We start from the raw sequence: 23,630 nt of genomic DNA, 5'->3' as shown, positions 1-23,630 counted from the left end.
TTTCTTTGGTCGACAGAGATTGTTCTGTCGACCTTTTTATGCGGCAAAATACATATCGTGTTTTTCTCTCGGCGTCAAAATGCCAAGGTTGCGTTGAACACGGTTATCGTTGTAGTAAGCAATGTAGAATTTTATTGTATGTACGAGGCTAAGTCTATCTGTAAAGCGTTTGCCGTAATAACATTCCCTTTTCAATATGCCCCAAAAACCTTCCATTGGCCCATTGTCAATGCAATGAGCAACACGAGACATACTATGAAGCATACCGTATTCTTCCAATTTTTTATGAAATATCCGATTTGTATACTGAAAACCACGGTCACTATGAAACAGTGGATGCGCATTTGGATTGTTTTTCACAGCTTCATCTAAAGTTTTGAATACCAACGAATTGTTATTGTGAGTTCCTAAGACAAAAGCAACTATTCTTCTATCATACAGATCTAGAATTGCACTTAGGTAAATCTTGCGTGCTTCCAATCCTTCATACCATTTAAACTCAGTAACATCGGTAAGCCATTTCTCATACCGGGGCCCAGCGAAAAGCTAAGGCCTCTTTTATTGAGATGAATAGTATTTCGATTTATACTCAAAATAAATGAATAAGCCCACTAAAATCGTTGCTTGATACAGCTTTGTAGAAAAATATAGACTTTTATACAAACATATGTTACTATTAGCACAACAAACTATTGTTTGGTTTTATCCGTTGACACGCCCTTCTGTTGCCAGATTGCTATGTTATACTGTCTTTGTCTGGCTACGGAATGTGTCACTCCATTTTGTGTTTTCAAATAAGCAGGTGAACACATGGCCAAAAAATACTATGCCATACGTTATAAGAATGGCAGCCATATTGTTGTTAAATCTCTCAGCAAATATAAAAAACTGATTAACCAAAAGAAATTTAAGGCTGCCAAGGGGTTTGATTCGTTGGCAGATGCCGAGGTCTGGTGCAGGGAACCGGCAGATTTTCCAGCCCAAAAATGTGTTTACGCAGTGAAGGTTGGCAAGGCTCCCGGTATTTATTATTCTGAAGAGGAATTCAAGGATAATATCATTGGAGTTCCAAAATCTAGGGGGAAGATGTTCTATACTGAGGAAGGTGCCAGGGAATGGCTGGGCTTGAGACGTTTCAGCATTAATTCCATAATTCATGTTGACAGGGTTATACCAGGAAAATTTTATGAAAAATGGTGGAGCAATCTGCAACCGAAACTTTCCCAGATCAGCGTTATAAGAAAACTTCAACAAGCGATTCAGCGGTTTGCAATATCTTCAAGGCCTTGGATTTATTGCAAGATTAAATCTCCAAATCCGTTAATCATATATACTGATGCCTCTTATAAGGCCATGGGAACAGGATATGCCGCTATTATTATAGATTCAGTCACTGGCACAGAAATATGTGTAGGCGGCAAGTCATCTGCAATAATGAATTCCAGCAACGCTGAATTGCATGCTATTGTATCAGCCTTAAGAGCTATCGATAGCAGCCAGAAAGCTGATATAGAAATTCGTACAGATTGTCTTTCTATTATTGAAACAGTGTACTCTTTCAAGTTTCATAATCAGCAGGCTAAATTCCGGACTGGTATATGGAAAGAATTTTACGACCTGTTTATAAAGCATAATATAAAGATGACATGGGTCAAGGGACATAATGGTGAAGCATATAATACCCAATGTGACAAAATCGCCCGACGCTGTTCTGAATAAACGGAACATTTTACAGATACTCAATTTCTAGGCGTAATGTCTTGGGCGCCCCCTTTTTGATTGGCCGATAGCATCAAAAGATAACACAGGAACTTATTCTAATTACGAAAATGTATTGCAGATTGCGTCACTTTTGTATATTATTGTGTAAAGGGGTGATGTGATATGGCAGTTAAAACAGCAAATGTTAATTTAAGAATGAAAGCGGATATAAAAGAGCAGGCTGAAATCATCCTTGCCAATCTTGGTATTCCGCGTTCTGTGGCAATTGATATGTTCTATAGACAAATTATAGCCCATAATGGTATTCCTTTTAGCTTGACGCTCCCTAATCGGGTATTGGCACGTGACGAAATGACTAATGAGCAGTTTAATAAATTCATGGAAACTGGATTAAAGCAAGCCAAACAGGACGAATCCGTTGAAGTGGATGAAGGATTTGCTGATTTGGGAGTTTGATTGATGAAAAGTACATAGGTGTTATATATGTCGCTCGTGACCAAGCTGCGCAGTTGGATTTAATGGAGTTACAATAACATTTGATATACTAGGGACAAGTTGTTTCCCATAGCATTTGTAGGTTTTGTGCCGAATAAAGCATCAATTTTTTAAATCCAAAATATTTGGGGCCGTGAGGCCCCTTTTTGATGGCCTAAAATATTCAAATTGACCATTAAATGCTATAGCGATATGAAGATGGACATCCTACAAGGTTATCAGAGATATGTTTCTCTTTACCAATAAAAGGCTGATACTGGTGGGTATTCAAGGAATTTTTCATTACAATCCAGCCCCTGTTTTAGACTATTTCCGAGTCCTGAGCAGGGGCGTTTTTACGGCCTAAAATCTTCTTTGTGGCCATGGAAATCCAGCCCTTATGCCAGATTAAATGAAACAGCAGCCCAATTCCCATAATATAACCGCTGTAAATATGGATGTGTCTGTATAATAGCCTGGCTTCCCTGCCACCTGAAATAAGATGGAAATCCAGCATTAATCCAGTAACAATGCAAATCAAACCACTGATAAAAAGCAACCAGTCAAGCCAATAATTCTTTTTCATGATAATCTCCTTTCGTAAGCAAGATGAAAGCATACGGGCTTTCATCAGCCCTTACACGAAATCTAAAATTCATCTTCATCTTACAGATTCGATTCACTAAGATTTCGTAGTAAAAAAAATCGACGCACTTATTCTGATAAGATTGTCGATTTTTCTGCTTAAAGCATGGCTCCATACACAGCCTTATTAAATTATAACTTATAACTGACAATTAGCCACGGTGTTTATCTTCTTTTGGAGGTATTGGCTTCTTGTCCTTATGGGTATCTATCTTTGGAGGCTCAGGGGCAGGTGCCGGTTTTACGTCCTTGTGGGGCTTGATTTCCTTGTCGTATTTGATGTCTGTGGAATGGTGTACAGAATGATGAGGGGCGGTAATTTCATCATGGTGCGGTGTGGCCGCAAATGCTGGAACAGCGCTCAAAATCATAATGCTCATAACCCCGGCTGCTATAGTTTTCTTGTTCATAAAATCCCTTCTTTCTTTTGATGGGTTTATTATATGGGCTGAATATAAACAAAATCTAAACTGCATCTAAAAAGAGTATAAAAAAGGGGGACAAAGGAGGTCGGCCCAACGGCACTAGCTTCGCGTCGCCCTATTCAATTGCATAGGAATATTAAGATGGTGCAGGAAAAATTATACTGGCGTAGAAAATCATTCCATATAAATATATTTGGTTAATTATATGCGAGGTGTCTGGTTATGAAAAAACTATTGTCTGTGCTGGTAATAGCGGTGGTGATGGCTTGCATGCTGCCAAGCTGCGAGGCTGAAGATGTGTGGGTTGATCACTGGGGAGATTCGAATATAGATGTTTACGTGATGGATGACACTATTAGCAGCGGAATATCCAGTAATGGCAGATATTTTGATGTGACAGTCAAGACGGTGAAGGACGGACAACAGCTGGATGTGATAGCCTGGGAGTTTAGCAAGCATAAGGATGATATGTGGCGGTATGAGACAAGCATCATGGATGGCGGCCACACTACTGTGGTCATCCCCAGAAATGGTATCTTTGAGTTCTGTATGAATAAGCTAGGCTGGGAATACAGAATAGAAGACTCTTGGTATTACTGAGGCAATGAAATTATAACAAAAAGTGCAATTTTTGACTAATATTCATAGTAAATAAGTGTAGATTTTGAATAAATCATACAATAATAAGTTGCAGATTTTGATTAGTTTTATTAAAATTAAGTTGTAGATTTTGAATAATATAGTTTCTGCACGAGGAGAATAGCCGTGTTCAAGCGTAAGATTTATAACGAATTGATTTCTTGGAAAAAAGAATCAGATGGCAGAACGGCTTTGTTGATTGAAGGGCAACGCCGTGTTGGTAAATCAACAGTTGTAGAGGAATTTGCAAAAAATGAATATGAAAGCTATATACTCATAGATTTTTCAATATGTTCTCAGGAAATACGTGATTTATTCCGTGATATATCTGATTTAAATTATTTTTTCCTGCAATTACAGCTTCAAACAGGAGTAAAGCTAATAGAGAGAAAATCCTTGATAATCTTCGATGAGGTTCAGCTGTATCCTTTGGCCCGCCAAGCAATAAAGCATCTGGTAGCAGACCATCGTTATGACTACATGGAAACAGGCTCTCTTATATCTATAAAGAAAAATGTAAAAGACATTCTCATTCCCAGTGAAGAGCGTCACATACACATGTATCCAATGGATTTTGAGGAGTTTTTATGGGCTACGGGTGATACGGTAACTATCCCCTTATTAAAACAATTATTCCAAAAACAAAAAGGTGTAGGTGATGGAGCTCATAGAAAAATTATGCGTGACATGCGTCTGTATATGCTTGTTGGTGGCATGCCACAGGCTGTGGAGGCTTATCTTAATTCAAATAATTTTGAAATAGTCGATAATGTCAAGCGGGACATTCTTAAACTTTATGAAGATGATTTTTACAAAATAGATTCAACAGGAAAACTGTCACGCCTTTTTGATGCCATACCTGCTCAGCTCAATAAAAATGCTGCACGCTATACAATATCAAGTGTTATTCCTCATTTAAGACCTGCCAATTCACTGGATCTTATTGCGGAATTAATTGATTCCCGAACTGTTATGCCAGCTTATCATACCAGTCATCCATCAGCAGAAATGGCATCTTATATGGATTTGACCCGTTATAAGCTGTTTTTGTCAGATACAGGGCTTTTCACCACCCTTATGTTCAAAAATAAATCATTTACAGAAAATGATTTATACCGGAAGCTTCTCTCTGACAAGCATTCTGCTAATCTTGGTTACTTATATGAAAATCTCGTTGCCCAAATGCTGGCAACAAAAGGGTATAAGCTCTTTTACCACACTTTCAAAAATACGGATAAAGGTAGAAACTATGAAATTGATTTTCTGATTTCACACAACAATAAAATGTGTCCTATTGAGGTAAAATCATCTACCCATAAGACTCATACGTCCTTTGATATTTTTTGTAAAAAATATTCCTCACAAATTTTGAATAAGTACATTCTTTATACTAAAGACTTGCAAAAGGAAGAAGATATACTGCTGCTTCCAGTATATATGACAGTATTCTTATAGTATTATTTTGAATTATAGAGTCTGAAGGAATGAGGTTAAGTATTTAGCCTAAAAATAACTATTTAGGGGGATAGGGTATTATGACAAAACGGCTTTATAATATTCTTTTCCCCGTGTGGTTATTTTATCTTCTGCCCACAGGTGTATGGCTGATTATCCTGCCGGGGAATTTTCTGATAGACAGCCTGGTACTGTATTTGGCCGGGAGATATTTGCAGATCCGTGATTTTGCAAAATTATGGAAGAGCTGCATTTTTAGGGTCTGGATTATTGGATTTATAAGCGATATTTTGGGGGCATTGCTGATTCTGGCGGTGGCCCTGCTGGCAGATAAATTCTGCCCTGAATGGAATACCTTTAATTTTCCCGGTGCAACGATTCTGGCCATTCCTGGGGTGCTGCTGTCGGCAGTAAGCATTTTCTATATGGACAGGCGGTTTGCTTTCGTAAAAACTGGATTAGATGAAGGGGTTATAAATAAATTGTGCTGGATACTGGCAATGTTTACCGCACCTTATGCAATGCTGATACCATTATACGGATAAAAGCATTCTGGCCTCACATTTGTCCGGAAAAGTTGGGTAGCTGGGGATAGTGGCCTTTCTGGTTGCGATTTTGACTGTGGCCCTGGTGACGAGCTTCAAATTGGTGAAGGGGAAAGGGACAAATATAAAGGAACAGATGAATTAGGAATGCTGAGGCCAGCAGGTTCAGGAGCTTGTCCGGCAAATTCAATAAAGACATTCTTATAGACTGGCATCTGCCAGTCTATTTTTGTATAAAACATAATTGTGTTTTACTTGTGTTTCTTATATAATATACGGGTGTATTTTTAATGACGAGAATTAGATTACGACAATGGAGGAATAGACTTTGTCACAGTTGACTGATGAAATAAAGAGACGGCGGACCTTCGCCATAATTTCCCACCCGGATGCGGGTAAGACTACCCTTACAGAGAAGCTGCTTTTGTACGGCGGTGCCATTCATCTGGCAGGCTCCGTAAAGTCCAGAAAGACTGCACATCATGCGGTTTCTGACTGGATGGAGATCGAAAAGCAGCGCGGTATTTCCGTAACTTCTTCTGTACTGCAGTTCAATTATGGCGATTATTGCATCAATATCCTTGATACTCCGGGGCATCAGGACTTTTCCGAGGATACATACCGTACCCTTATGGCTGTGGACAGCGCCGTAATGATTATCGACGTGGCAAAGGGCGTGGAGGCACAGACCAAGAAGCTCTTTAAGGTCTGCAAGCAGCGCGGTATTCCAATTTTTACCTTTGTAAATAAGCTGGACCGTTTCGGCAAGGCCCCTATTGATCTGATGGACGAGCTGGAGAACGTGCTGGGTATCCGTTCCTATCCTATGAACTGGCCAATCGGCACTGACGGCAAGTATTTTGGGGTTTATGACCGCCAGAAGAAGCAGATTGAGCTCTTTGAGGACGATACCTCCCATGGTCAGAATACCCGTGCCTCCGTTACCGGTTCCCTGGACGACCCTGAATTTGCCCAGATGCTGGGGCAGGAAGCCCATCAGACACTGATGGACGATATTGAGCTTTTGGATATGGCTGGTGAGGACTTCGATCTGGAGAAGGTGGCCCGTGGTGAGCTGACTCCAATGTTCTTTGGTTCCGCCATGACCAACTTTGGCGTGCAGAATTTTCTGGAGGAATATCTGAAGCTGGCTCCTGAGCCACAGGCAAGACAGTCCTCCGAGGGACTTATTTCCCCGGAGGATGACAAATTCTCCGCCTTCGTGTTCAAGATTCAGGCCAATATGAATCCTGCCCACCGCGACCGCCTGGCATTTATCCGCATCTGCTCCGGCAAGTTTGAGCGTGGCATGAGCGTTTATCATAAGCGCAGTGGCAAGGCCATTAAGCTGGCCCAGCCTCAGCAGTTTATGGCCCAGGACCGTCAGATTGTGGAGGAGGCATATCCAGGGGATATTGTGGGTCTCTTTGATCCGGGTATTTTCGGCATTGGCGATACTCTCTGCGATAATTCCAAGAAGTTTGAGTACGAGGCCTTCCCTGTATTCCCGCCAGAGAAGTTTGCCCGTGTAACAGCCAAGGATACCATGAAGCGCAAGCAGTTTGTGAAGGGTATCGAGCAGCTGACCCAGGAGGGTGCCATTCAGCTCTTTACTCAGGTCGGTGCGGGAATGGATTCCTTTATTGTGGGAACAGTGGGCACACTGCAGTTTGAGGTGCTGGAATATCGTCTGAAGAATGAGTACGGCGTGGACATTGAGATGAACATGCAGCCTTATGAAGTGGCACGCTGGCTGACCTATGAGGACGGCCGTGAGGTGACTCCTGCCAGCCTTCGTGGTGCGGACCGTGGCATGTTCGTATATGACCGTCGGGAAAATCCTGTACTTTTGGTAAACAACGAGTGGGCTTTGGGCTGGATTACCGACAACAATCCTGATCTGGAGCTCCATACTGTGCCCGTTGACAGAAAAGAAGTATAACGAGCTTTAAGATGTCCCCTTCCTCTTTAGGTGGGGGAAAACAAACTACAACAGCTGGTGAGAATATCTCCCAGCTCGTTGAAACGCTAATTGGAAGATTTTTCTTCTAAAGAAGAAAAATTTGAACAATGGCGTTATAATCCGTATTACCGATTAGGTAGATAGGTAGGTAAAACGTGGCAAATTTTTATATTGATTATGAAAATGTCCATAATGAAGGACTGAAGGGCGTGGAACGACTCACTCCTGATGACACTATGTATCTGTTTTACAGCGACAAGGCAGATACCTTGAAAATCGATGTGGTGCAAAAATTGCTGGCCACCCAGGGCAATATCCGTTTTATGAAGATTGAGAACGGGGTGGAGAATGCTCTGGATTTTCAGCTTATTACAGCCCTTATGTGCGACTATTCCGCTGACAACAATTATTACATTATATCCCGTGACAAGGGATATGATGCGGCCATCAACATGGCCCAGCAGCGTGACCGCAAGGAGATTTTCCGCTGCAAGGACATTAACTGGGCCCTGAAGCACATGAACAATGAGGCCATTGACGAAAGCGATCCTGAGGTGATTACGGAAATCACCGATGAAATTGAGATTATCCAGACTGTGGAGGAGCTGCTTTCGGACAGCGATTACGGCGAGAATGTAAATGTGGAGAAAGCTGCTGAGGCTGAGGTGGAGACCACAGAGAATAATCAGACGGACATTTCTGCGGTGGAAAGGGACAAGCGTTCCTATCAGTCCATCTGCACCAAGATTTTAAATACCATTAAAATCAATCACAAGGTGCCTCTGAATTACCATCAGGCAGAGCAGGTCTACAAGGCCTTGAAGCAGACCAACACCAAGATGGAATTTTATCGCCGCCTTAACAGCATTATGGGCCGTAAGGAGGGCAGCGATCTTTATCAGAAGATAAAGTCCATCTACAAGACCCTGCGGGGAATTTACAAGGCATCTGTGGCTGCGGCGGAGATGGTGGAGGCCACTCCTGAGGCCATGGCGGCTGCCATTGAGAAGGAACCGGCAGTTCGTGAGATTAATCTGGAGGGGGTTGATTCCCAGCAGTCCATGATGGAAATCGTTATGGCGGCCCTTTCCGAGGAGGCTTTGGCCGGCGAGGACGTGGAGGCAGAGGCAGCGGCTATTGTGGCGGCTGTGACACTGGCTTCCAAGGACCAGCAGAACCAGGCTGGGGAACAGCCAGCTGAGACTATGGAGAAAAAAGAGGAGCCATCCGCCAAACCAAAACGGGTATACCGCCGTCCACGGTTACAGAGAAAAGCTGCAACCAGACGGACAGCCAAGTCCGATAAGGAACAGTCTGAGGCAAAGACATCGTCCAAAATCGGTGCCAAGCTTGAAGCTAAAAATGAGGCCAAGGCTGAGGACAAATCCGAGAGCAAGACCAATGGCAAGGCCGGGGAGAAAACAGCCCGTCCCCGTCGCACCTATCAACGCCGCGGTACCCGTCGTAAAACCAACACTTCAAACATATAACTTTGAATAATGGCCTTTTAACCCGATGGAGGGATTTTTCTGTCGGGTTTTTCATTTTTATACATAAAAATGCAGGAATAAGGGCCTGATGTAGAGAAGATAAAAAAAGCGTTATTTTTGTGTTTGGATTGGGGGCTTATTTATGGAAATAAAAAATATTGGTTTTGTGGGCACAGGTGTAATGGGCAGCAGTATGGCCCGTCATCTGAAGAATGCCGGTTTTAATGTGTCAGTATATAACAGAACCAAATCAAAGGCCCAGCCCCTCATTGATGAGGGCATGAGGTGGTGCGATACTCCTGCTGAGGCCGCAAAGGATGCTGATGTGGTTATTTCCATAGTGGGCTATCCAAAGGACGTGGAAGAAGTATACCTTGGGGATAAGGGGATTCTTTCCACCAAGGCGGGGGGCATTGTCATCGACATGACTACCTCCAGCCCGACTTTGGCCAAGAAGATATATGAGGCGGCCAAGGCCAAGGGTGTCAGCTCCCTTGATGCACCTGTATCAGGAGGTGACCTTGGGGCGAAAAACGGAACTCTTGCCATTATGGTGGGAGGCGATGAGGCGGCCTTTAATGACGCCAGACCTGTTTTTGAGGCTATGGGCAAGACCATTAATTTCTTTGGCCCCGCAGGCTCCGGCCAATATACCAAGATGGCCAACCAGATTGCCATTGCCGCAGGAATGCTGGGAGTGGCCGAGGCCCTTTTCTATGCCAAAAGGATGGGACTTGATCCTCAGAAGGTGCTGGAGACCATTGAGACTGGTGCTGCTGGCTCCTGGTCACTGTCCAATCTCGGGCGGCGCATGCTGAAGGAGGACTACGCTCCTGGCTTTTATATCAAGCATTTTATCAAGGATATGCGTATTGCCATTGAGTCGGCTGAGGAAGCAGGCCTTGAGCTGCCCGGCCTTTTGAAGACAAAGGAGCTTTACGACATTCTTTCTGACAAGGGAATGGACGATAATGGCACCCAGGCCATTATCAAGTGGTATCTTAACCAATAAAATTAGGAAGGAACCTAAACACATTGAATGTAGAAATTCAGATATGCAGTCTTATTGTGGTGGTGCTGCTTTCAGCACTTTACTTCAAGAACAGGCGGCTGAAGCTGTATAAGGGGCAGATGTTTGTGGGTATTTTGATAATGTCCATTGTGAATCTGTCCTTGGATATCGGGTCCCTGGTGTGTATACATTACAGGGATAATTTTGGCATGCCCGTTACGGAGCTGGTGTGCAAGCTGTATCTTGTGGTGCTGATGCTGGAAATGTGGATGGCCATGTGCTACACCACCTGTGATTTAATGACGGAAAAGTGCCACAGGAGGTTTTGCCGGGATCTTTGCGGGCTGACCCTGATTTTTGGCGCAGTGGCCATGTTTCAGAGCATTGGAATACACGATGCTGAGGGCGTGGTATACACCTTTGGCCCTGCGGTCTATGTTACGTATTTTTACGCCTTTCTCATGCTGCCGGCCATTATTATTTGCACCGTTGTCTATAAAAAGAAAATGAACAGGCATCGCAGCACGGGCCTGCGTTATTGGCTGGGAGCCCTGCTGGTGGCGGCACTTATTCAGTTTGTGTACAACGATTTGCTGCTGGTGGGATTTGCCACATCCCTTGGTATTATCGTACTGTTTGTCAGTCTGGAAAATCCGGAGCTTCAGCTGGACCGCCAGTATGGCTGTTTTAACGGCACGGCCTTGGCTGAATACTTGAATCAGTCCCTGGAGCGGGAGGAGAAATTTGCCCTCTGCGATATTGCCCTGGACAATGTGAGCATTATAAAAAACAAAACCGTGGATATTGTCCAAATACGCAAGATGGCCAATAAGCTCATGTCCAAAAATCCTAATGTGCTGGTATTCAACAATCTGGATATGAATATTATCCTCATTGCAAAGGATATTAATGACATAAGAAGGATTTTGCAGGATTATGTTAAATATTTCGGTGACATGTCCCCTGGAGGGATGGAATCCATGATCAGCATTATGCCACGGGGCAATCTGATTAATTCCGTGGACGACCTGCTGAAGCTCTTTTCCTATTGCCGCAAAGAGAAGAGTGCCTCCATAAGCAATAATGTGCTCTTCGTTACGGACAAGGATGTGAAGGAGTTCCATCTCATTGACAGCATGCGCTCCGAGATAACTGCGGCCCTTAATGAGGACAGGGTGGAGATATTCCTGCAGCCTATTTATGAAATTAAGACGGGGAAATACACCGCCGCTGAGTCCCTTGTGCGCATCAGAAAACCGGATGGGGAATATCTTATGCCAAACCTGTTTATACCAGTGGCTGAAGCCAACGGTATGATTATAGATCTGGGCAAGCGGGTGGTGGACAAGACCTGTTCCTTCCTGGCTGACGGCAAGGCTGTGGCCCTAGGTCTGGATACCATTGAAATTAATCTTTCCATTTTGCAGTGCGAAAAGCCGGATCTTTTGGAGGATGTGCTGGCGGTTATTGCCCGTCATGGCATAGAACCTGGCCTTATCTGTATGGAGGTTACGGAGACGGCTTCCATTCACTCCAAGAAGCTGATTCTCAGTAATATGGAGAATTTCAAAAATATAGGCATCAGATTTGCCCTGGACGATTTTGGCAGCGGCCAGTCCAATTTCACCTATCTGGCTGATATGCCCTTTGATATTTTAAAGCTTGATATGAATCTTATTAAGTCATATCAGGTCAGCGAGAGGGCCCACCACGTAATCCAGGCTGTGGAGCGCATGGCCCATGAACTGGGGCTCAGCGTGGTGGCAGAAGGGGTAGAAACCGAGGAAGAATTTGACAACATGCGTAAATGTGGTGTAGACTCCATTCAGGGCTTCTATTTTTCCAAGCCTTTGCCTGTTTCCGAATTTATGGCGTTTATTCGGAAACATAACGGGTGATAACGGTGTATAACACCGCTAACAACGTATCATAAAGTGGGAAAGTGAATATATTAGACATTTTTTCCCATTTTTTGGATAAATTTTAAGTCATTATTGGACAAAAGACTTTCACTATGCTATTATACAAGCAGTGTAAGTAACTGAGAGGAGAAATGAACACTATGACAAAAGCAGAATTAGTTGCAAAGATTGCAGAAAAGGCAGAGTTAACTCAGAAGGATGCAGGCGCTGCATTAAAGGCTACCATGGAAGCTATCCAGGAAGCTCTCGTTGCTGGCGACGCTGTACAGATGGTAGGCTTCGGTACCTTCAAGGTAAATGAGCGCGCAGCTCGTACTGGCCGCAATCCTCAGACTGGTGAGGAGATCAAGATTGCAGCTGCAAAGGTACCTGCTTTCAAGGCTGGTAAGGCTCTGAAGGATGCAGTTAACAAGTAATCTTTATTACTAAACTGTAAATGTGGCATTAGCCATTAAACCCCTGATGTGTATACATCGGGGGTTTTGTTTTGCCATTTTGCAGGATTTTTCCCTTTGCTGTCGAAGTAAAAGAAGATGGAGAGATAATGTTCTTTAAGGACGGTGGTATTAGTGGAGAGTAAGCCTACTCTTCTGGTAGTGGAGGACAATATTGTCAATCGCGAGATATTGTGCAATATTTTGGAGGAACAATTTAATATTATTACGGCCTCCAATGGTCTGGAGGGCCTTAATTTTCTGCGGGAGCATTACAAGGAAATTTCCGTTGTAATTTTGGATATTAATATGCCGGTTATGAACGGCTATGAATTTATTGAGGCAGTGAAGGGTGATATAAAGCTTGCCAAGATACCAATTGTGGTAACGACGGTTCACAGCTCCATCAACGAGGAAATCCATTGTCTGGATATGGGTGTCTTTGATTTTATTGCCAAGCCTTATATACCGAAGCTGATTCTCACTCGCATCAATAATATTATCCGACTGCTGGAAAGCGAAAAATCCGTAGTGGATTCCACCACAGATGTCCTTACAGGGGTGAAGAACCGCAAGGGCTATTATGAGGATATTGAACGCTTTGCCGCATGGCCGGATGCTGCCGACAGAAATATTGGCGTAGTGTACATGGATATTAACGGACTGAAGGCCGTAAATGACGAGGAGGACCACAATGCGGGGGACCTTCTTATCAAGAATGTGGTGGATACAGCCAAGCAGGTTTTTTACGATGCTGAGATTTACCGCCTGGGTGGCGATGAGTTTGTTATTCTTTCCTTTGATGAAAGTGAAAGCTCCCTGGGGAAAAAGGTGATGAAGCTGAGCACCTGCTGGACGGAGAATATTTCCGCCTCCATGGGTATGGTGCTGGTACATGGTCTGGAAAATATTGAGACTGGCGTTGCCGAAGCAGACAGAAATATGTACGAGGCAAAGAACAAGTATTATGAGGATAGGGCGGACCATAATAAATTCTTCAAAAGAATCCTCAACAATGATATGCTGCGGCTGGCTGGGGCCATGACGGAATTTTTGCCCGGAGGATTTTTGGCATTCCGCCTGGACACCGGTGAGCTGATTCACTACAACCGGGATATAGTCAGTATGTTGGGCTACAATTCCTCCAAGGAGATGCGTCAGATGGTGCAGAACAATATAAAGAATATTGTTCACGCTGATGACTACAATCTCCTCAGGGCAGGGGTAAATGTGGTAAAACATAGAGCCAGCGGCATTAACAGGGTAGAGCTGAGGCTTACCATGAAAAATGGCAATATGAGGCTGGTGACAATGGGAATAAGGGCAGTAAATACCGTTACTTTCGGTGAAATGGCCTATGTATTTCTTATAAACGACAGATATTGAAGGAGGTACATTTTATGAAGCGTATTTGTTCACTTTTGGCAGCAGCTGCATTGATGACCAGCGGGGCAATGGCCTTTGCCCAGGAAGCTCTTCCTTCCGGGGAGAGAGGGGCAACCCCTGTGGAGAGAATAGAGGCTGCGGCAGCTGTTATTGAAGATGCAACCACCAAGAACCTTAATCGTCTTCATGAATGCGTAGGGGGCGAATGGTGCGATGAAAATGGCCACAGAGCCGTTGATATGGGGGAAAATACCATAAACGGTATCCGTATTTCTGATGTTATGAATTTTACGGGCAATCCATACAGCGGCAGTGCAACCATGATGATTTTGGGCAACAGCGGTACCACCTACTCCAATATTTACTGGGAAAATGTGGCCGGGCAGCGTTCCATAACCCTGGGGAACCTCCGCATGGTACCAAAGACCGTTAATTTAAGACCTGCCGAAACAGTAGGCGGACTTTATCTGGACATGACTTTGAAGGAGCTGGAGGATAAATACGGGGCAGGACGCCTTATGACAGCCTCCGAGACCCAGGCTATCTGCGGCCCTGCTGTGGAATCCAGATATTTTGCCAATGTGGGCATGGCTGTAAGCTTTGATCCACGCACCTATACCATTGACCGTATTATGCTGGTAAAGGGCGGCTCTGCAGCCTTTGATATCAGTGTGCTTAACGCCGATTCCCCACTTTACAGATATGCGGAGGTTTATAACTGGGGCAGTGCACCTCAGCAGGGGGATATCGTCAATATAGGTACCGGGGAAGCCATGAATTTCAAGTATTATCCTCAGTCGGTGATTTTGCAGCTCAGTGATCTTAACTAAGGAAGATTGAGGCGTAGGGGCTTCACTAAGATTTCGTAGTAAACTATTTGAACTGGGGACCTAAATCCTATATAATTAGTAGTATAAAAAGTATGCGTTCAGATTGATGGCACATATATGATGCCCATGCAGATGAAATGGAGGTGCTGAAGGTGGAAGTTGGCGGAATTGGCGGTTATATGTCCAACCCTTATGCTGCCCAGGGACCTCAGGTGACTGATGGCAAGGGGGTAGGCCCCGAGCATCAGATAAAGCCTGGCAAGAAGTCATCTCCGGCAGAGTGTCAGACATGTAAAAACCGCAAATATACTGATGGTTCCGATGAAATGGTGTCCTTCAAGGCCCCTGGCCATATTGACCCCAACAATGCGGCGGCAGTGGTGCTGGGCCACGAGCAGGAGCACGTTGCAAATGCCTACAACAAGGCCAGAAATAACAATGGCCACGTGGAGCGGGCTACGGTTCGCCTGAAGACGGATATTTGTCCGGAATGCGGGCGTTCCTATATTTCAGGCGGGGAGACCAATACCCAGATCAAGTATTATAACGAGGACAATCCTTATCAGAAGGATTTGAGGCAGACCGATGCAGTGAAGTATCGGGGGGCAAATGTGGATATTGCCGCTTAAGATGAAAAGAAAAATTACAATATAAATGGCCGGTTGCAGATTACTGCAACCGACCATTTTTTTTTATTTGCTTACATAGCTGCGCTGGCTGGCAGGAATTTTATCCCACTCAATGTCATTGGCGGCTATATTATTTTCCAGTCCCCATGCTGCGGCAATGCCGGCTGCTTCACCAATACTCATGCAGGTGAGCTGTATCCGCATGGAGGCCTGCAATATGAAGCTGGCACTGATACAGCGTCCTGCCACGATGAGATTTGGGATTTCATTGGTAATAAGGGAGCGGTATGGGATTTCATAATATGCCCCCTTTGGCAGCTTTTCGCTGACCTTTTCCCCGTGGGCATCGATAAACCAGGCGGTGCGGGCCACAGCGTCCTTGAAGCGGCTCTGGTTGTGGTAATCGTCTTCTACCAGATAGTATTTGCCCCTGATGCGCCAGGATTCCCTTGCCCCCAGCATGGAGGCCTCCTTGGCCAGATAGGCATTTTCAAAGCCCGGCATGTGCTTTATGAAATACTGGCTGATGCGGTGGATCATTTGTCTGCCTGCCATGACACCCCGGCTGTAGGACAGGGGATCTGAGGCGCTGTATTCAAGAGGCAGCTCCGGACAATTCATGGAAATGGTGCCAGGCTTTCCTACAATGGCAAAGGCCTGCATGTATTCCGCGTCTTCCTCGGTGAGCTCCCCGGAATTAATGCCGTCAACCATAAATTTTTCCAGCACGTACTGTCTGGTGCGGTGGCGGGCTTCGGCAAATTCATAGTGGGGCGGTTTGGTGGGACAGAAATCCTCACCCAATTCCACAGTCACATACTGATAAACCTTCTCCAGATCAATGCCCCCCATTTCAAAGCGGAAGCTCATAGGCTGGTTCTTGCCGGTTTTTTCAAAGCCATGCTCACTTGGCACCCCTGCAGTGCGGGCAAGGATTGCGTCCCCGGAGCAGTCAATGAAGGTTTTTGCCTTTATGGCCTTCAGCCCGTCAATGGTCTGGGCAATTACGTGGGTAATGGTGCTGCCCTTTTTCACAACGTCCACAAATATGGTGTTGTATAATACCTCCACATTGGCGGCAAGGCACATTTCATCATATATGAGGCTCAGGGCCTCAGGATTTGTCCATATTCCTACTTCGCTTTTTTCGTTGTGGTCATCGTAGTCGATGCCGTATTTTTCCAGACGGTCCTTTAAATCCGTTACGAAGGAGGTATCGCTGTCCGGGGCCCAGGTGGTCATGCACGGAATTACGTTGCCCATGGTCTGCAGGCCTCCCAGGGTGATTCCCTTTTCCACGATTACAGCTTTTTTCCCCCGTTTTCCTGCACTTACGGCAGCTGCCACTCCTGATGCGCCGCCTCCCAATACGCATATATCTGCCTCGTAAAGGAGGGGAATATCCTGCCCCTTATAGTAGCATTTGCCCTTTGGGGCAGAGCTTGCATGGCCCGTGGCCTTATCTGCCAGCTGGGACAGCATAATACCAGTGGTGGCGGCACCTGCCATTTTGATAAAATTTCGCCGTGAGATTTTAAATTGCATAAGGCTACCTCCCGTTCCCGTTTATTGCGTAGGATTATGGTTTTAAATTATTATAGTTGTGGTGAAAAGTCAATTACTTCAAAATAAAAAGAGGACAGCTGCCTCAAGGGAGTGAAATTCTCCACTTATGAGACAGCTGTCCTTTTCATTTGTGTTTTAGAAATTTTCCTGTACGAAACTCTGGGCGAAATCTGCACATTCCTTCAGACCCACCTCATCAGGGGTGTTGTTGATCATTACCCCTTCCTTGTAGACCTTGGCACCGTGATCCTTGCAGCGCTGATGCCAGTCCTGGAGCCATTCCCCGGAGCCCCAGCCGTAGGAGCCAAAGAGCCCCACCGGAATGCCGCTTATTTTGTTCTATGCCTCCTGAAAGAAAGGCTCAAATTCAGCTTCCTCAAGTACCTCGCAACCCATGGCAGAGCAACCAAAGAGGAATCCGTCATAGCCGGCCATCTGGTCGGCACTGAATTGGTCTACGGAATAAAGGTCCGTTTCTGCCCCCGCAGCCTTGGCTCCATCCAGCATGGACTCAGCCATGGCCTTGGTATTTCCTGTTCCGGACCAGTATACAACAGCGATTTTCATAAGTAATTACCTCCTGCTATATGTCTTATTATGCGGCGCTGATAAGGGACTGGAGGCTTTCTCCGGCCCTCAGGCGGTCGCACATATTGTTGATACATTTGTTGTAGCATTCAAAAAGGTGTTTTTGGGCGGCTTCATTGGAATAAACCTTCCAAAAACCACTGTAGAGAAAATTTTGCCCCTTGTTTTTGATGAACCCCTGAACGTCTGTCGGGGGATATCCCAGGAAAATGCCTATTTCGTGGGGGAATCCGTCACACTGGGCAATACGTTTTTTTAGGTAATCCAGCAAAGTCGGCAGGATTTCCTCATCAGGTCCAATTTCAATTGGATACCCATAATTTTTAAGAATATCTATAGCCAGGGGGCGACGAAGGAGGCGGGTCAGGAGTTGCGGCCTGTAAAAATACATCAGGGCGTGATTCTTCTGCCGTGACAGCATCAGATACTTTATCCCGTGACATTCAAAGCATATTTTGTGGTTTTGCAAAAAATTCTGGAAGGAGTTGTCAGAATCAATCTTAAATGCCACCATGCTGCCACATTTAATACTCTTAATGGTAGGAGCACAGTGATACGCCATCTGATGCTCATAATCGTCAGATACATTGTTATTCATGGAAATCACCCCCTTAGCTATTTGATATCCTTTCTCAATTACAAAGACAGTATAACATACATGAAAATGATTATCAATAGCATAAGGCGATTTTTTGAATGAGGTGATTTTTGAATTGGCACTCCTCTGAAATAATTATTGGTCGTACAAAAAAGGCCCATCAGTGACAGGCCTTAGTGTAGTTCAATGGTTTCGGACCAGCTGGTGCAGTCCAACTTTTTAAAAGGACTTTTCCCTGCTTTCCTTTATATCCCTGAGCAAGTAATGTATAAAATCCTGGCATTTTCCACAGGAGGTGCCGAAGCGGAGCTTCTCCTTAAGCTCCTCATAGCTGGTGCAGCCGGCATTTACCGCGTCTTCAATCATGCCATAGGTTATATTTTTGCAATGACAGGCTTCCTTGTTTCTGTTCATGGTACACCTCTTTAAAAATCTGGATAAGTTTCTAATCCACATGGAAAAATACGGAGTCCAATAAAGCTACAGGCAGCTTTGGCAGCAGCAGGAAAATGGCTTTGCCGTTGTCCTTAAGCCATTGGCGGTGCAGCTTGTATTCAGGATCGTATTGGGCCACCAGCTTCCAAAAGGCGGTGGAGTGGTTCATTTCCTTCAGGTGGGCCAGCTCGTGAATAAGTAGATAATCTATAATTTCATCAGGGGCCATAATTATGCGCCAGTTAAAGTTAAGATTTTTAAGTGATGAACAGCTGCCCCAGCGGGAATCCTGGTCCTTGATAAATATTTTATTGAAGGATAATCCCATTTCCTCGGACCAATATGCGGTGCGGCTTATGATGTAATGCTGGGCCATGCGGCGATACCACTTCACCAAGGGCACCTGTACGGGCACTTCCGGGTGGGGCTTGTAATAATTTACTGTAAGTTTGTCCCCATCTATTTTCACCTGGGGCTTGTCCAGTGTTTTCCGTATTTCCAGGGGATAATTCTTGCCCCGGTATGGCATGGGGTGGCCTGGGTTAAGATTTCGGATTGCTTTTCTCATTTTTTTAATTTTTTGACTTTAAATATTAATGGCATTAGCGGATAAGCTTTGCCACGGTGGCATCTACTGCCTTTACCAGATCATTTGGGGAAAGGATAAGCTGTTGGCCCCGGATGCCGGCACTTATGGCGATGGCTTCAAAATTATTGGCTGACTCGTCCAGATAAACAGGATAATTTTTCTTGGCTCCCAATGGGGAACAGCCCCCACGGACATATCCCGTCAGACCCAATACTTCCTTCAGGGCCACCATTTCCACGCTTTTGTTGCCGGATACCTTGGCAAGGGCCTTAAAATCCAGTTCCCCGTCTCCGGGAATGCAGGCCATAAGAATGCCATTCTTGTCACCACGGCATACCAGGGTTTTAAATACCATTTTTACATCCATTCCCGTGGAAGCAGCCACATGAATGGCACTAAGGTCATCCAAATCCACCTCATAGGTCTTTATATCATAAGAAATTTTTAAATTATCCAGAATGCGTGCCGCATTGGTCTTTTTTATCTTCATATTCTATTGCTCCTATTTTTGATACTAAAGATATTATAACGCCACTGTTCAAATATTTCTTTCCATAAAGAAAAGAATATATTGATATATTACTGCACAACCCACATACACTGCAATTTGTAAAGCATAAACTGGCCTTGATGCATCTCCTGCGGGGATGTGACAAGACCTGGGCCGCAGCCAGCTGGGAATCTGTAGTTGCCGGGGATCCTGAATACATTATCATTTGCGATTACAGCAATGGTGTCCGCAATGAGGATGATTTCAAAGAGAAAGTGGCAACTATCCGCAATAATCCACAGCTGAAGGATGTTAAGGCTGTTAAGGAAAATCACTTTATCAAGGTCCGCCTGTCCGAGATTACTCCGGGCGTGCGCACAGTAGATGCTTTGAAGCGTTTGGCTACTGAAATGAACAAGTAATTTAATATTTTGCCAATATAAACGGCCCGTCAGTGGAATTTGCTTCCATTGGCGGGCCTTGGTGTTTGTAATACAAATTTTTTATGTTTATTTCACTTCTATGGCCAATACTTTCTCAATGGCCCCCGGCTTTTCCTGGAAAAGCTCAAGCACCAGACCGTCGGGGAGCTGAATCCATTTTTCCGGTTTTCCTTCTATATGGGTAACGCCGTCATAGGAGAGCATTTCCTGGATAGTAGCCTTAAAATCCTGCACAACAATGCCCAGATGATGTCCCTGGCCTGCTTTTGGATTATCCGGGGAAGCAACCAGCTGCAAGCCGCCTTTTAGCCATATCTGCTGCAGCTTGCCGTCTTTTTCCTTGCGTCTGGTTTCCGTCATTCCCAGAACATTTTTGAAAAAATCAATGCTCCAGTCAATATCTGCCACTGTCACAGCGGCATGTTCCAGATAAGATTGCTTATTTCCCATGGGGGACTCCTCCTTTGCTTTTCTCATTTTATGGACGTATCCATGAATTTGTGAAGGAGTCTGTGAAGTGTCTGCAGATCCTCCAAATCCATATCAATGCACTTGCCCATGGCCTCCGGAATGGAAGCAGCTCTGTCCTGCAAAGCTTTTCCATCTTGTGTGAGGGAAATTATGAGACTACGTTCATCGTCCTTGGAACGCTGGCGCTCTACGAAGCCCTTTTTTTCAAGGGTTTTCAGCACAGGGGTCAGGGTACCGGAATCCAGATAGAGGATGGTGCCCAATTCCTTGGCTGAAAGCTGCTCATGCTCCCACATGGCCATCATGGTAATGTACTGGGTGTAGGTGAGGTCCAGTTCATCTAAAAGGGGCTTGTACTTGCGCACTACCTCCTTGGAGCATACATATAATGGAAAGCACAGCTGATTGCTGAGTCTAAGCTGTTCGTAGTTTGCCACGTGATTATCTCCTTTGGGTGATTGATATTCCCGGCAAATTTTATTTGCAAAGCTCCGGGGCATGCTCCTTTAAAAGCTCTGCCAAAATTTTGCCATGATTTACTTCCTGGGCCATAAAGGTATCCAATTCGTCGGCTGCTTCATGAACGCCAAGCTTGCGAAGGCCCTCGATCATTTCAGGCATCTTCTCATCTGCAGAGGCCTCAAGCTTCTGGATTTCAGCCACTAATGGCCAGAAATTCTGGTCATACTTTGCGTTTAAGGCTGAGAAGAAACCGGAGTGAATGGACTCCTGCATAGCAATATTGTAAAACTTTTTGGCCACATCAGGCAAGCCCTGTTCTCTGGCCATACGGGCCAGAAACTGATACATCATTGCCCCGTCGCTCTCTGCCTTTGCCATATATTCAATAACCTGTTCCATGTCAGTACCCTTAGTTTTTCCGAAAATACTCATAATACGCATCTCCTTGTTTTAAATTAAATTGTGTACAATTGATTTGATGTATTTATCATAATCGAAGCTGGGAATAATGTCAAGCATAAAATTAAATTTTGTGCAATTTATTTTTGAATGACGTGCTTACTTATAACGAGCTTTAAGATGTCCCCCACCTCTTTAGGTGGGGGAAAACAAACTACAACAGCTGGCGAACATATCTCCCAGCTCGTTGAAACGCTAATTGGAAGATTTTTCTTCTAAAGAAGAAAAATTTGAACAATGGCGTTATAATTCAAGGCGTAATTCCAAGAAGTATGGTGACAAGCTTGTGCCATTTTAATTATTTTTGTTGACGATTAGCGTAAGGTTTCCTGTGGGGAATGGTGAAAGTGCTCAATTTGAAGGAAAAAAAGGGGGGAATATTTTAAAAAATTTGGAAAATATGATTATTTTTTCTATAATATTAAATAAGGTGTTTAAATAGAAAGACTGCAGACAATTAAGATTGTCCACAGTCTTTCAATATAACCAATATACTCAAAAATTCATTACAGAGTTTTTTTCGGAACAGGATTTGCCGGATTCTGACCGCCGGCAGCAGCCAGTTCGTCCAGTTCTTCCCAGGAGAGCTCTCTCTTCTGCTTGCGCATTTCGTGGAGATGGGCCTTGAGACTGGTCTTTACCTTGCTGAGGTGTGAGAAATCTGTATTCATTAATTCATTCTGGATGCTCATAATATTCACTCCGATCTTTTTAACAGTTCTTATTTTACCATAACATACGGACTAGGGGCAGGAGTATTACAAAAATTTTAAAAAATTGTGGGGATTTAATATGAAATTATACTTCTATTTAGGGGTAGGTATTATTATAACGTTGATTGTGACATTGTTTGGCTACAGTGTTTATCTGAATAATCGCGGGGAAAATGAGATTGCTGAGCGGATGGCTACCCGACATTTACCATTAACCGGTGTGAAAATACAGGAACGAAATATTATGCCTATTGCGGAGCTGGATCTGGTTAATCTGTACTCCAATGATATGACTGACGTGGTGGCCCTGGAGAATGGCCGTATTGTGCAGACCTTTGTGGAGAAAAACAGCCATGTTGCCATGGGTACTCCTATTATGGAGCTGCTGGACGAGGATATTCCCCTTAAAATTCGGCAGGCTGACAGTGATATTTATGAGGCGGAAGCCCAGCTGGTCAAGGCGAGAAATACCTATAACCGCTATCGTCAGCTTATTGAAAGCAATGCCATTTCCTATGAGCGATTCGATGAGGCGGAGGCCTCATATAAGGCTGCCCAGGCCCGTCTGGCCAATTTTGAGGCCCAAAAGGAGCAGCTTTTGATAAGGCAGTCCAGGGAAATTGTGAATTCTCCTATTGAAGGGGAGGTATTAAGCCTTTATCAGGCGGTGGGAGCCTATGTGAAGGCCGGCACCCCGGTTGCCCTGGTGGGTGATTTTTCTTGTCTTAATTTTACAGTTGCCATGAATGACGTATATACCAAGCGTCTTTTTGTTGGACGGGAATTTGATCTGACCATCAGCGAAGGGGGAGGACTCCAGAAATCCTATGGAGCCAATTTTTCCACGGGTAATTTAGGTGATGAGCAGATTTTCCGTGCCAAGGTGGAGAAGATTACCCCTGATTTAAGTGAACCCGCCACCATACGTCAGGTGGTATGGCAGATAGATAACAGGGTGGGGCTGCTGGAGCCGGGAGCGTACAGCAAGCTGCGCCTGCACTCAAATTTACCACATAAATGCCTTGCTGTACCAGTTGGTGCATTTATAAATGAAAACAAAAATCAGGTGGCTGTGATGGACGAAGATGGTCGGCTGGCTGTGCGCCAGGTGGAAATTGGTGTAACCGATGGAAAATATGCTGAAGTGAAAAATGGACTTCAGGCCGGTGATATAGTTATTACCTCAGATACAGAGGGAATAGAAGAAGGTACACAGATCGACATTGTCTTGGAGGATAACTGATC

At 44.5% G+C, this 23,630-nt stretch carries 26 protein-coding genes and 3 pseudogenes; 16 read left to right on the top strand and 13 right to left on the bottom strand.

Going from position 1 to position 23,630, the window contains the following annotated elements; translation table 11 throughout:
- Window positions 1–36: 36 nt before the first annotated feature.
- Window positions 37–513: pseudogene (locus T525_RS14725) on the bottom strand (transposase); the annotation flags it as partial.
- A 420-nt stretch (window positions 514–933) separates the two neighbouring features.
- Between T525_RS14725 and T525_RS0107800 the strand changes: the two are divergent.
- The 3 genes and pseudogenes from T525_RS0107800 to T525_RS16805 form a co-directional block, all read left to right on the top strand.
- Window positions 934–1,719, top strand: a complete 786-nt coding sequence (locus T525_RS0107800) for a viroplasmin family protein (RefSeq protein WP_198022654.1) — start codon at window positions 934–936, stop codon at window positions 1,717–1,719.
- A gap of 165 nt (window positions 1,720–1,884) precedes the next feature.
- Complete coding sequence (locus tag T525_RS0107795) at window positions 1,885–2,178, top strand: type II toxin-antitoxin system RelB/DinJ family antitoxin (RefSeq protein WP_027406748.1); 294 nt, start codon at window positions 1,885–1,887, stop codon at window positions 2,176–2,178.
- A 253-nt stretch (window positions 2,179–2,431) separates the two neighbouring features.
- A pseudogene (locus T525_RS16805) lies at window positions 2,432–2,563 on the top strand (PH domain-containing protein); the annotation flags it as partial.
- Here the strand turns inward: T525_RS16805 and T525_RS14720 are convergent.
- Both T525_RS14720 and T525_RS0107785 read right to left on the bottom strand, forming a co-directional pair.
- A complete protein-coding gene (locus T525_RS14720; RefSeq protein WP_051533491.1) occupies window positions 2,519–2,782 on the bottom strand; it encodes a DUF4405 domain-containing protein in 264 nt (87 codons plus the stop codon). The pseudogene T525_RS16805 and the gene T525_RS14720 sit on opposite strands and share 45 nt — an antisense overlap.
- A 211-nt stretch (window positions 2,783–2,993) precedes the next feature.
- The gene (locus T525_RS0107785) at window positions 2,994–3,251 is read right to left on the bottom strand and encodes a hypothetical protein (protein ID WP_027406747.1); all 258 of its coding nucleotides are present in this window, start codon (window positions 3,249–3,251) and stop codon (window positions 2,994–2,996) included.
- A gap of 237 nt (window positions 3,252–3,488) precedes the next feature.
- Between T525_RS0107785 and T525_RS0107780 the strand changes: the two genes are divergently transcribed.
- From T525_RS0107780 to T525_RS14710, 11 genes are all read left to right on the top strand, one after another.
- Window positions 3,489–3,866, top strand: a complete 378-nt coding sequence (locus T525_RS0107780) for a hypothetical protein (RefSeq protein WP_027406746.1) — start codon at window positions 3,489–3,491, stop codon at window positions 3,864–3,866.
- A gap of 165 nt (window positions 3,867–4,031) precedes the next feature.
- On the top strand, window positions 4,032–5,360 hold the full coding sequence (locus T525_RS0107775) for an ATP-binding protein (protein ID WP_027406745.1): 1,329 nt from the start codon (window positions 4,032–4,034) through the stop codon (window positions 5,358–5,360).
- An 80-nt stretch (window positions 5,361–5,440) separates the two neighbouring features.
- Complete coding sequence (locus T525_RS15650) at window positions 5,441–5,905, top strand: hypothetical protein (RefSeq protein WP_051533490.1); 465 nt, start codon at window positions 5,441–5,443, stop codon at window positions 5,903–5,905.
- 328 nt (window positions 5,906–6,233) lie between these two features.
- The gene (locus tag T525_RS0107765) at window positions 6,234–7,847 is read left to right on the top strand and encodes a peptide chain release factor 3 (RefSeq protein WP_027406744.1); all 1,614 of its coding nucleotides are present in this window, start codon (window positions 6,234–6,236) and stop codon (window positions 7,845–7,847) included.
- 176 nt (window positions 7,848–8,023) lie between these two features.
- Window positions 8,024–9,358, top strand: coding sequence for a PIN domain-containing protein (locus tag T525_RS0107760; protein ID WP_027406743.1), 1,335 nt, complete (start codon window positions 8,024–8,026; stop codon window positions 9,356–9,358).
- Between the two features lie 142 nt (window positions 9,359–9,500).
- Window positions 9,501–10,370 (top strand): NAD(P)-dependent oxidoreductase, encoded by an 870-nt coding sequence (locus T525_RS0107755; RefSeq protein ID WP_027406742.1) that lies wholly within the window; start codon window positions 9,501–9,503, stop codon window positions 10,368–10,370.
- A gap of 23 nt (window positions 10,371–10,393) precedes the next feature.
- Window positions 10,394–12,268, top strand: coding sequence for an EAL domain-containing protein (locus T525_RS0107750; protein WP_027406741.1), 1,875 nt, complete (start codon window positions 10,394–10,396; stop codon window positions 12,266–12,268).
- A gap of 164 nt (window positions 12,269–12,432) precedes the next feature.
- Window positions 12,433–12,708, top strand: coding sequence for an HU family DNA-binding protein (locus tag T525_RS0107745; protein ID WP_027396493.1), 276 nt, complete (start codon window positions 12,433–12,435; stop codon window positions 12,706–12,708).
- A 153-nt stretch (window positions 12,709–12,861) separates the two neighbouring features.
- The gene (locus T525_RS0107740) at window positions 12,862–14,112 is read left to right on the top strand and encodes a response regulator (RefSeq protein ID WP_027406740.1); all 1,251 of its coding nucleotides are present in this window, start codon (window positions 12,862–12,864) and stop codon (window positions 14,110–14,112) included.
- Between the two features lie 14 nt (window positions 14,113–14,126).
- Window positions 14,127–14,942, top strand: a complete 816-nt coding sequence (locus T525_RS0107735) for a hypothetical protein (protein WP_027406739.1) — start codon at window positions 14,127–14,129, stop codon at window positions 14,940–14,942.
- Between the two features lie 152 nt (window positions 14,943–15,094).
- A complete protein-coding gene (locus T525_RS14710) occupies window positions 15,095–15,571 on the top strand; it encodes a hypothetical protein (RefSeq protein WP_084276981.1) in 477 nt (158 codons plus the stop codon).
- Window positions 15,572–15,634: 63 nt separating this feature from the next.
- Here T525_RS14710 and T525_RS14705 read toward each other — a convergent pair whose 3' ends face one another.
- From T525_RS14705 to ybaK, 6 genes and pseudogenes are all read right to left on the bottom strand, one after another.
- Window positions 15,635–17,116, bottom strand: a complete 1,482-nt coding sequence (locus tag T525_RS14705) for an FAD-dependent oxidoreductase (protein ID WP_051533489.1) — start codon at window positions 17,114–17,116, stop codon at window positions 15,635–15,637.
- A 156-nt stretch (window positions 17,117–17,272) separates the two neighbouring features.
- Window positions 17,273–17,704 (bottom strand): annotated as a pseudogene (locus tag T525_RS14700) (flavodoxin).
- 28 nt (window positions 17,705–17,732) lie between these two features.
- On the bottom strand, window positions 17,733–18,323 hold the full coding sequence (locus tag T525_RS0107715) for a DUF3793 family protein (RefSeq protein ID WP_027406738.1): 591 nt from the start codon (window positions 18,321–18,323) through the stop codon (window positions 17,733–17,735).
- Window positions 18,324–18,542: 219 nt separating this feature from the next.
- Window positions 18,543–18,737, bottom strand: coding sequence for a (2Fe-2S)-binding protein (locus T525_RS0107710; protein ID WP_027406737.1), 195 nt, complete (start codon window positions 18,735–18,737; stop codon window positions 18,543–18,545).
- 31 nt (window positions 18,738–18,768) lie between these two features.
- Window positions 18,769–19,326: a M48 family metallopeptidase gene (locus tag T525_RS14695; RefSeq protein WP_072031641.1), complete on the bottom strand. Its 558-nt coding sequence runs from the start codon at window positions 19,324–19,326 to the stop codon at window positions 18,769–18,771.
- 34 nt (window positions 19,327–19,360) lie between these two features.
- Window positions 19,361–19,837, bottom strand: a complete 477-nt coding sequence (gene ybaK / locus T525_RS0107700; RefSeq protein WP_037325455.1) for a Cys-tRNA(Pro) deacylase — start codon at window positions 19,835–19,837, stop codon at window positions 19,361–19,363.
- Between the two features lie 140 nt (window positions 19,838–19,977).
- Here ybaK and T525_RS0107695 point away from each other — a divergent pair, with 140 nt between their 5' ends.
- On the top strand, window positions 19,978–20,259 hold the full coding sequence (locus T525_RS0107695) for a hypothetical protein (RefSeq protein ID WP_027406735.1): 282 nt from the start codon (window positions 19,978–19,980) through the stop codon (window positions 20,257–20,259).
- 87 nt (window positions 20,260–20,346) lie between these two features.
- Here the strand turns inward: T525_RS0107695 and T525_RS0107690 are convergent, their stop codons facing one another.
- From T525_RS0107690 to T525_RS0107675, 4 genes are all read right to left on the bottom strand, one after another.
- Entirely contained in the window at window positions 20,347–20,730 is a 384-nt protein-coding gene (locus T525_RS0107690) for a VOC family protein (RefSeq protein WP_027406734.1), read from the bottom strand.
- 23 nt (window positions 20,731–20,753) lie between these two features.
- On the bottom strand, window positions 20,754–21,188 hold the full coding sequence (locus tag T525_RS0107685; RefSeq protein ID WP_027406733.1) for a MarR family winged helix-turn-helix transcriptional regulator: 435 nt from the start codon (window positions 21,186–21,188) through the stop codon (window positions 20,754–20,756).
- Between the two features lie 40 nt (window positions 21,189–21,228).
- Window positions 21,229–21,645 (bottom strand): ferritin family protein, encoded by a 417-nt coding sequence (locus tag T525_RS14690; protein WP_037325452.1) that lies wholly within the window; start codon window positions 21,643–21,645, stop codon window positions 21,229–21,231.
- A 533-nt stretch (window positions 21,646–22,178) separates the two neighbouring features.
- Entirely contained in the window at window positions 22,179–22,364 is a 186-nt protein-coding gene (locus T525_RS0107675) for a hypothetical protein (protein WP_027406732.1), read from the bottom strand.
- A 100-nt stretch (window positions 22,365–22,464) separates the two neighbouring features.
- On the opposite strand from T525_RS0107675, the gene T525_RS0107670 reads away from it, so the two are divergent.
- Entirely contained in the window at window positions 22,465–23,628 is a 1,164-nt protein-coding gene (locus T525_RS0107670; protein ID WP_027406731.1) for an efflux RND transporter periplasmic adaptor subunit, read from the top strand.
- Window positions 23,629–23,630: the final 2 nt, after the last annotated feature.

Origin of the sequence: Anaerovibrio sp. RM50 (genome assembly GCF_000622005.1) — a bacterium.
GTDB lineage: Bacteria > Bacillota > Negativicutes > Selenomonadales > Selenomonadaceae > Anaerovibrio.
This window is presented reverse-complemented; position numbering and strand designations above follow the sequence as displayed.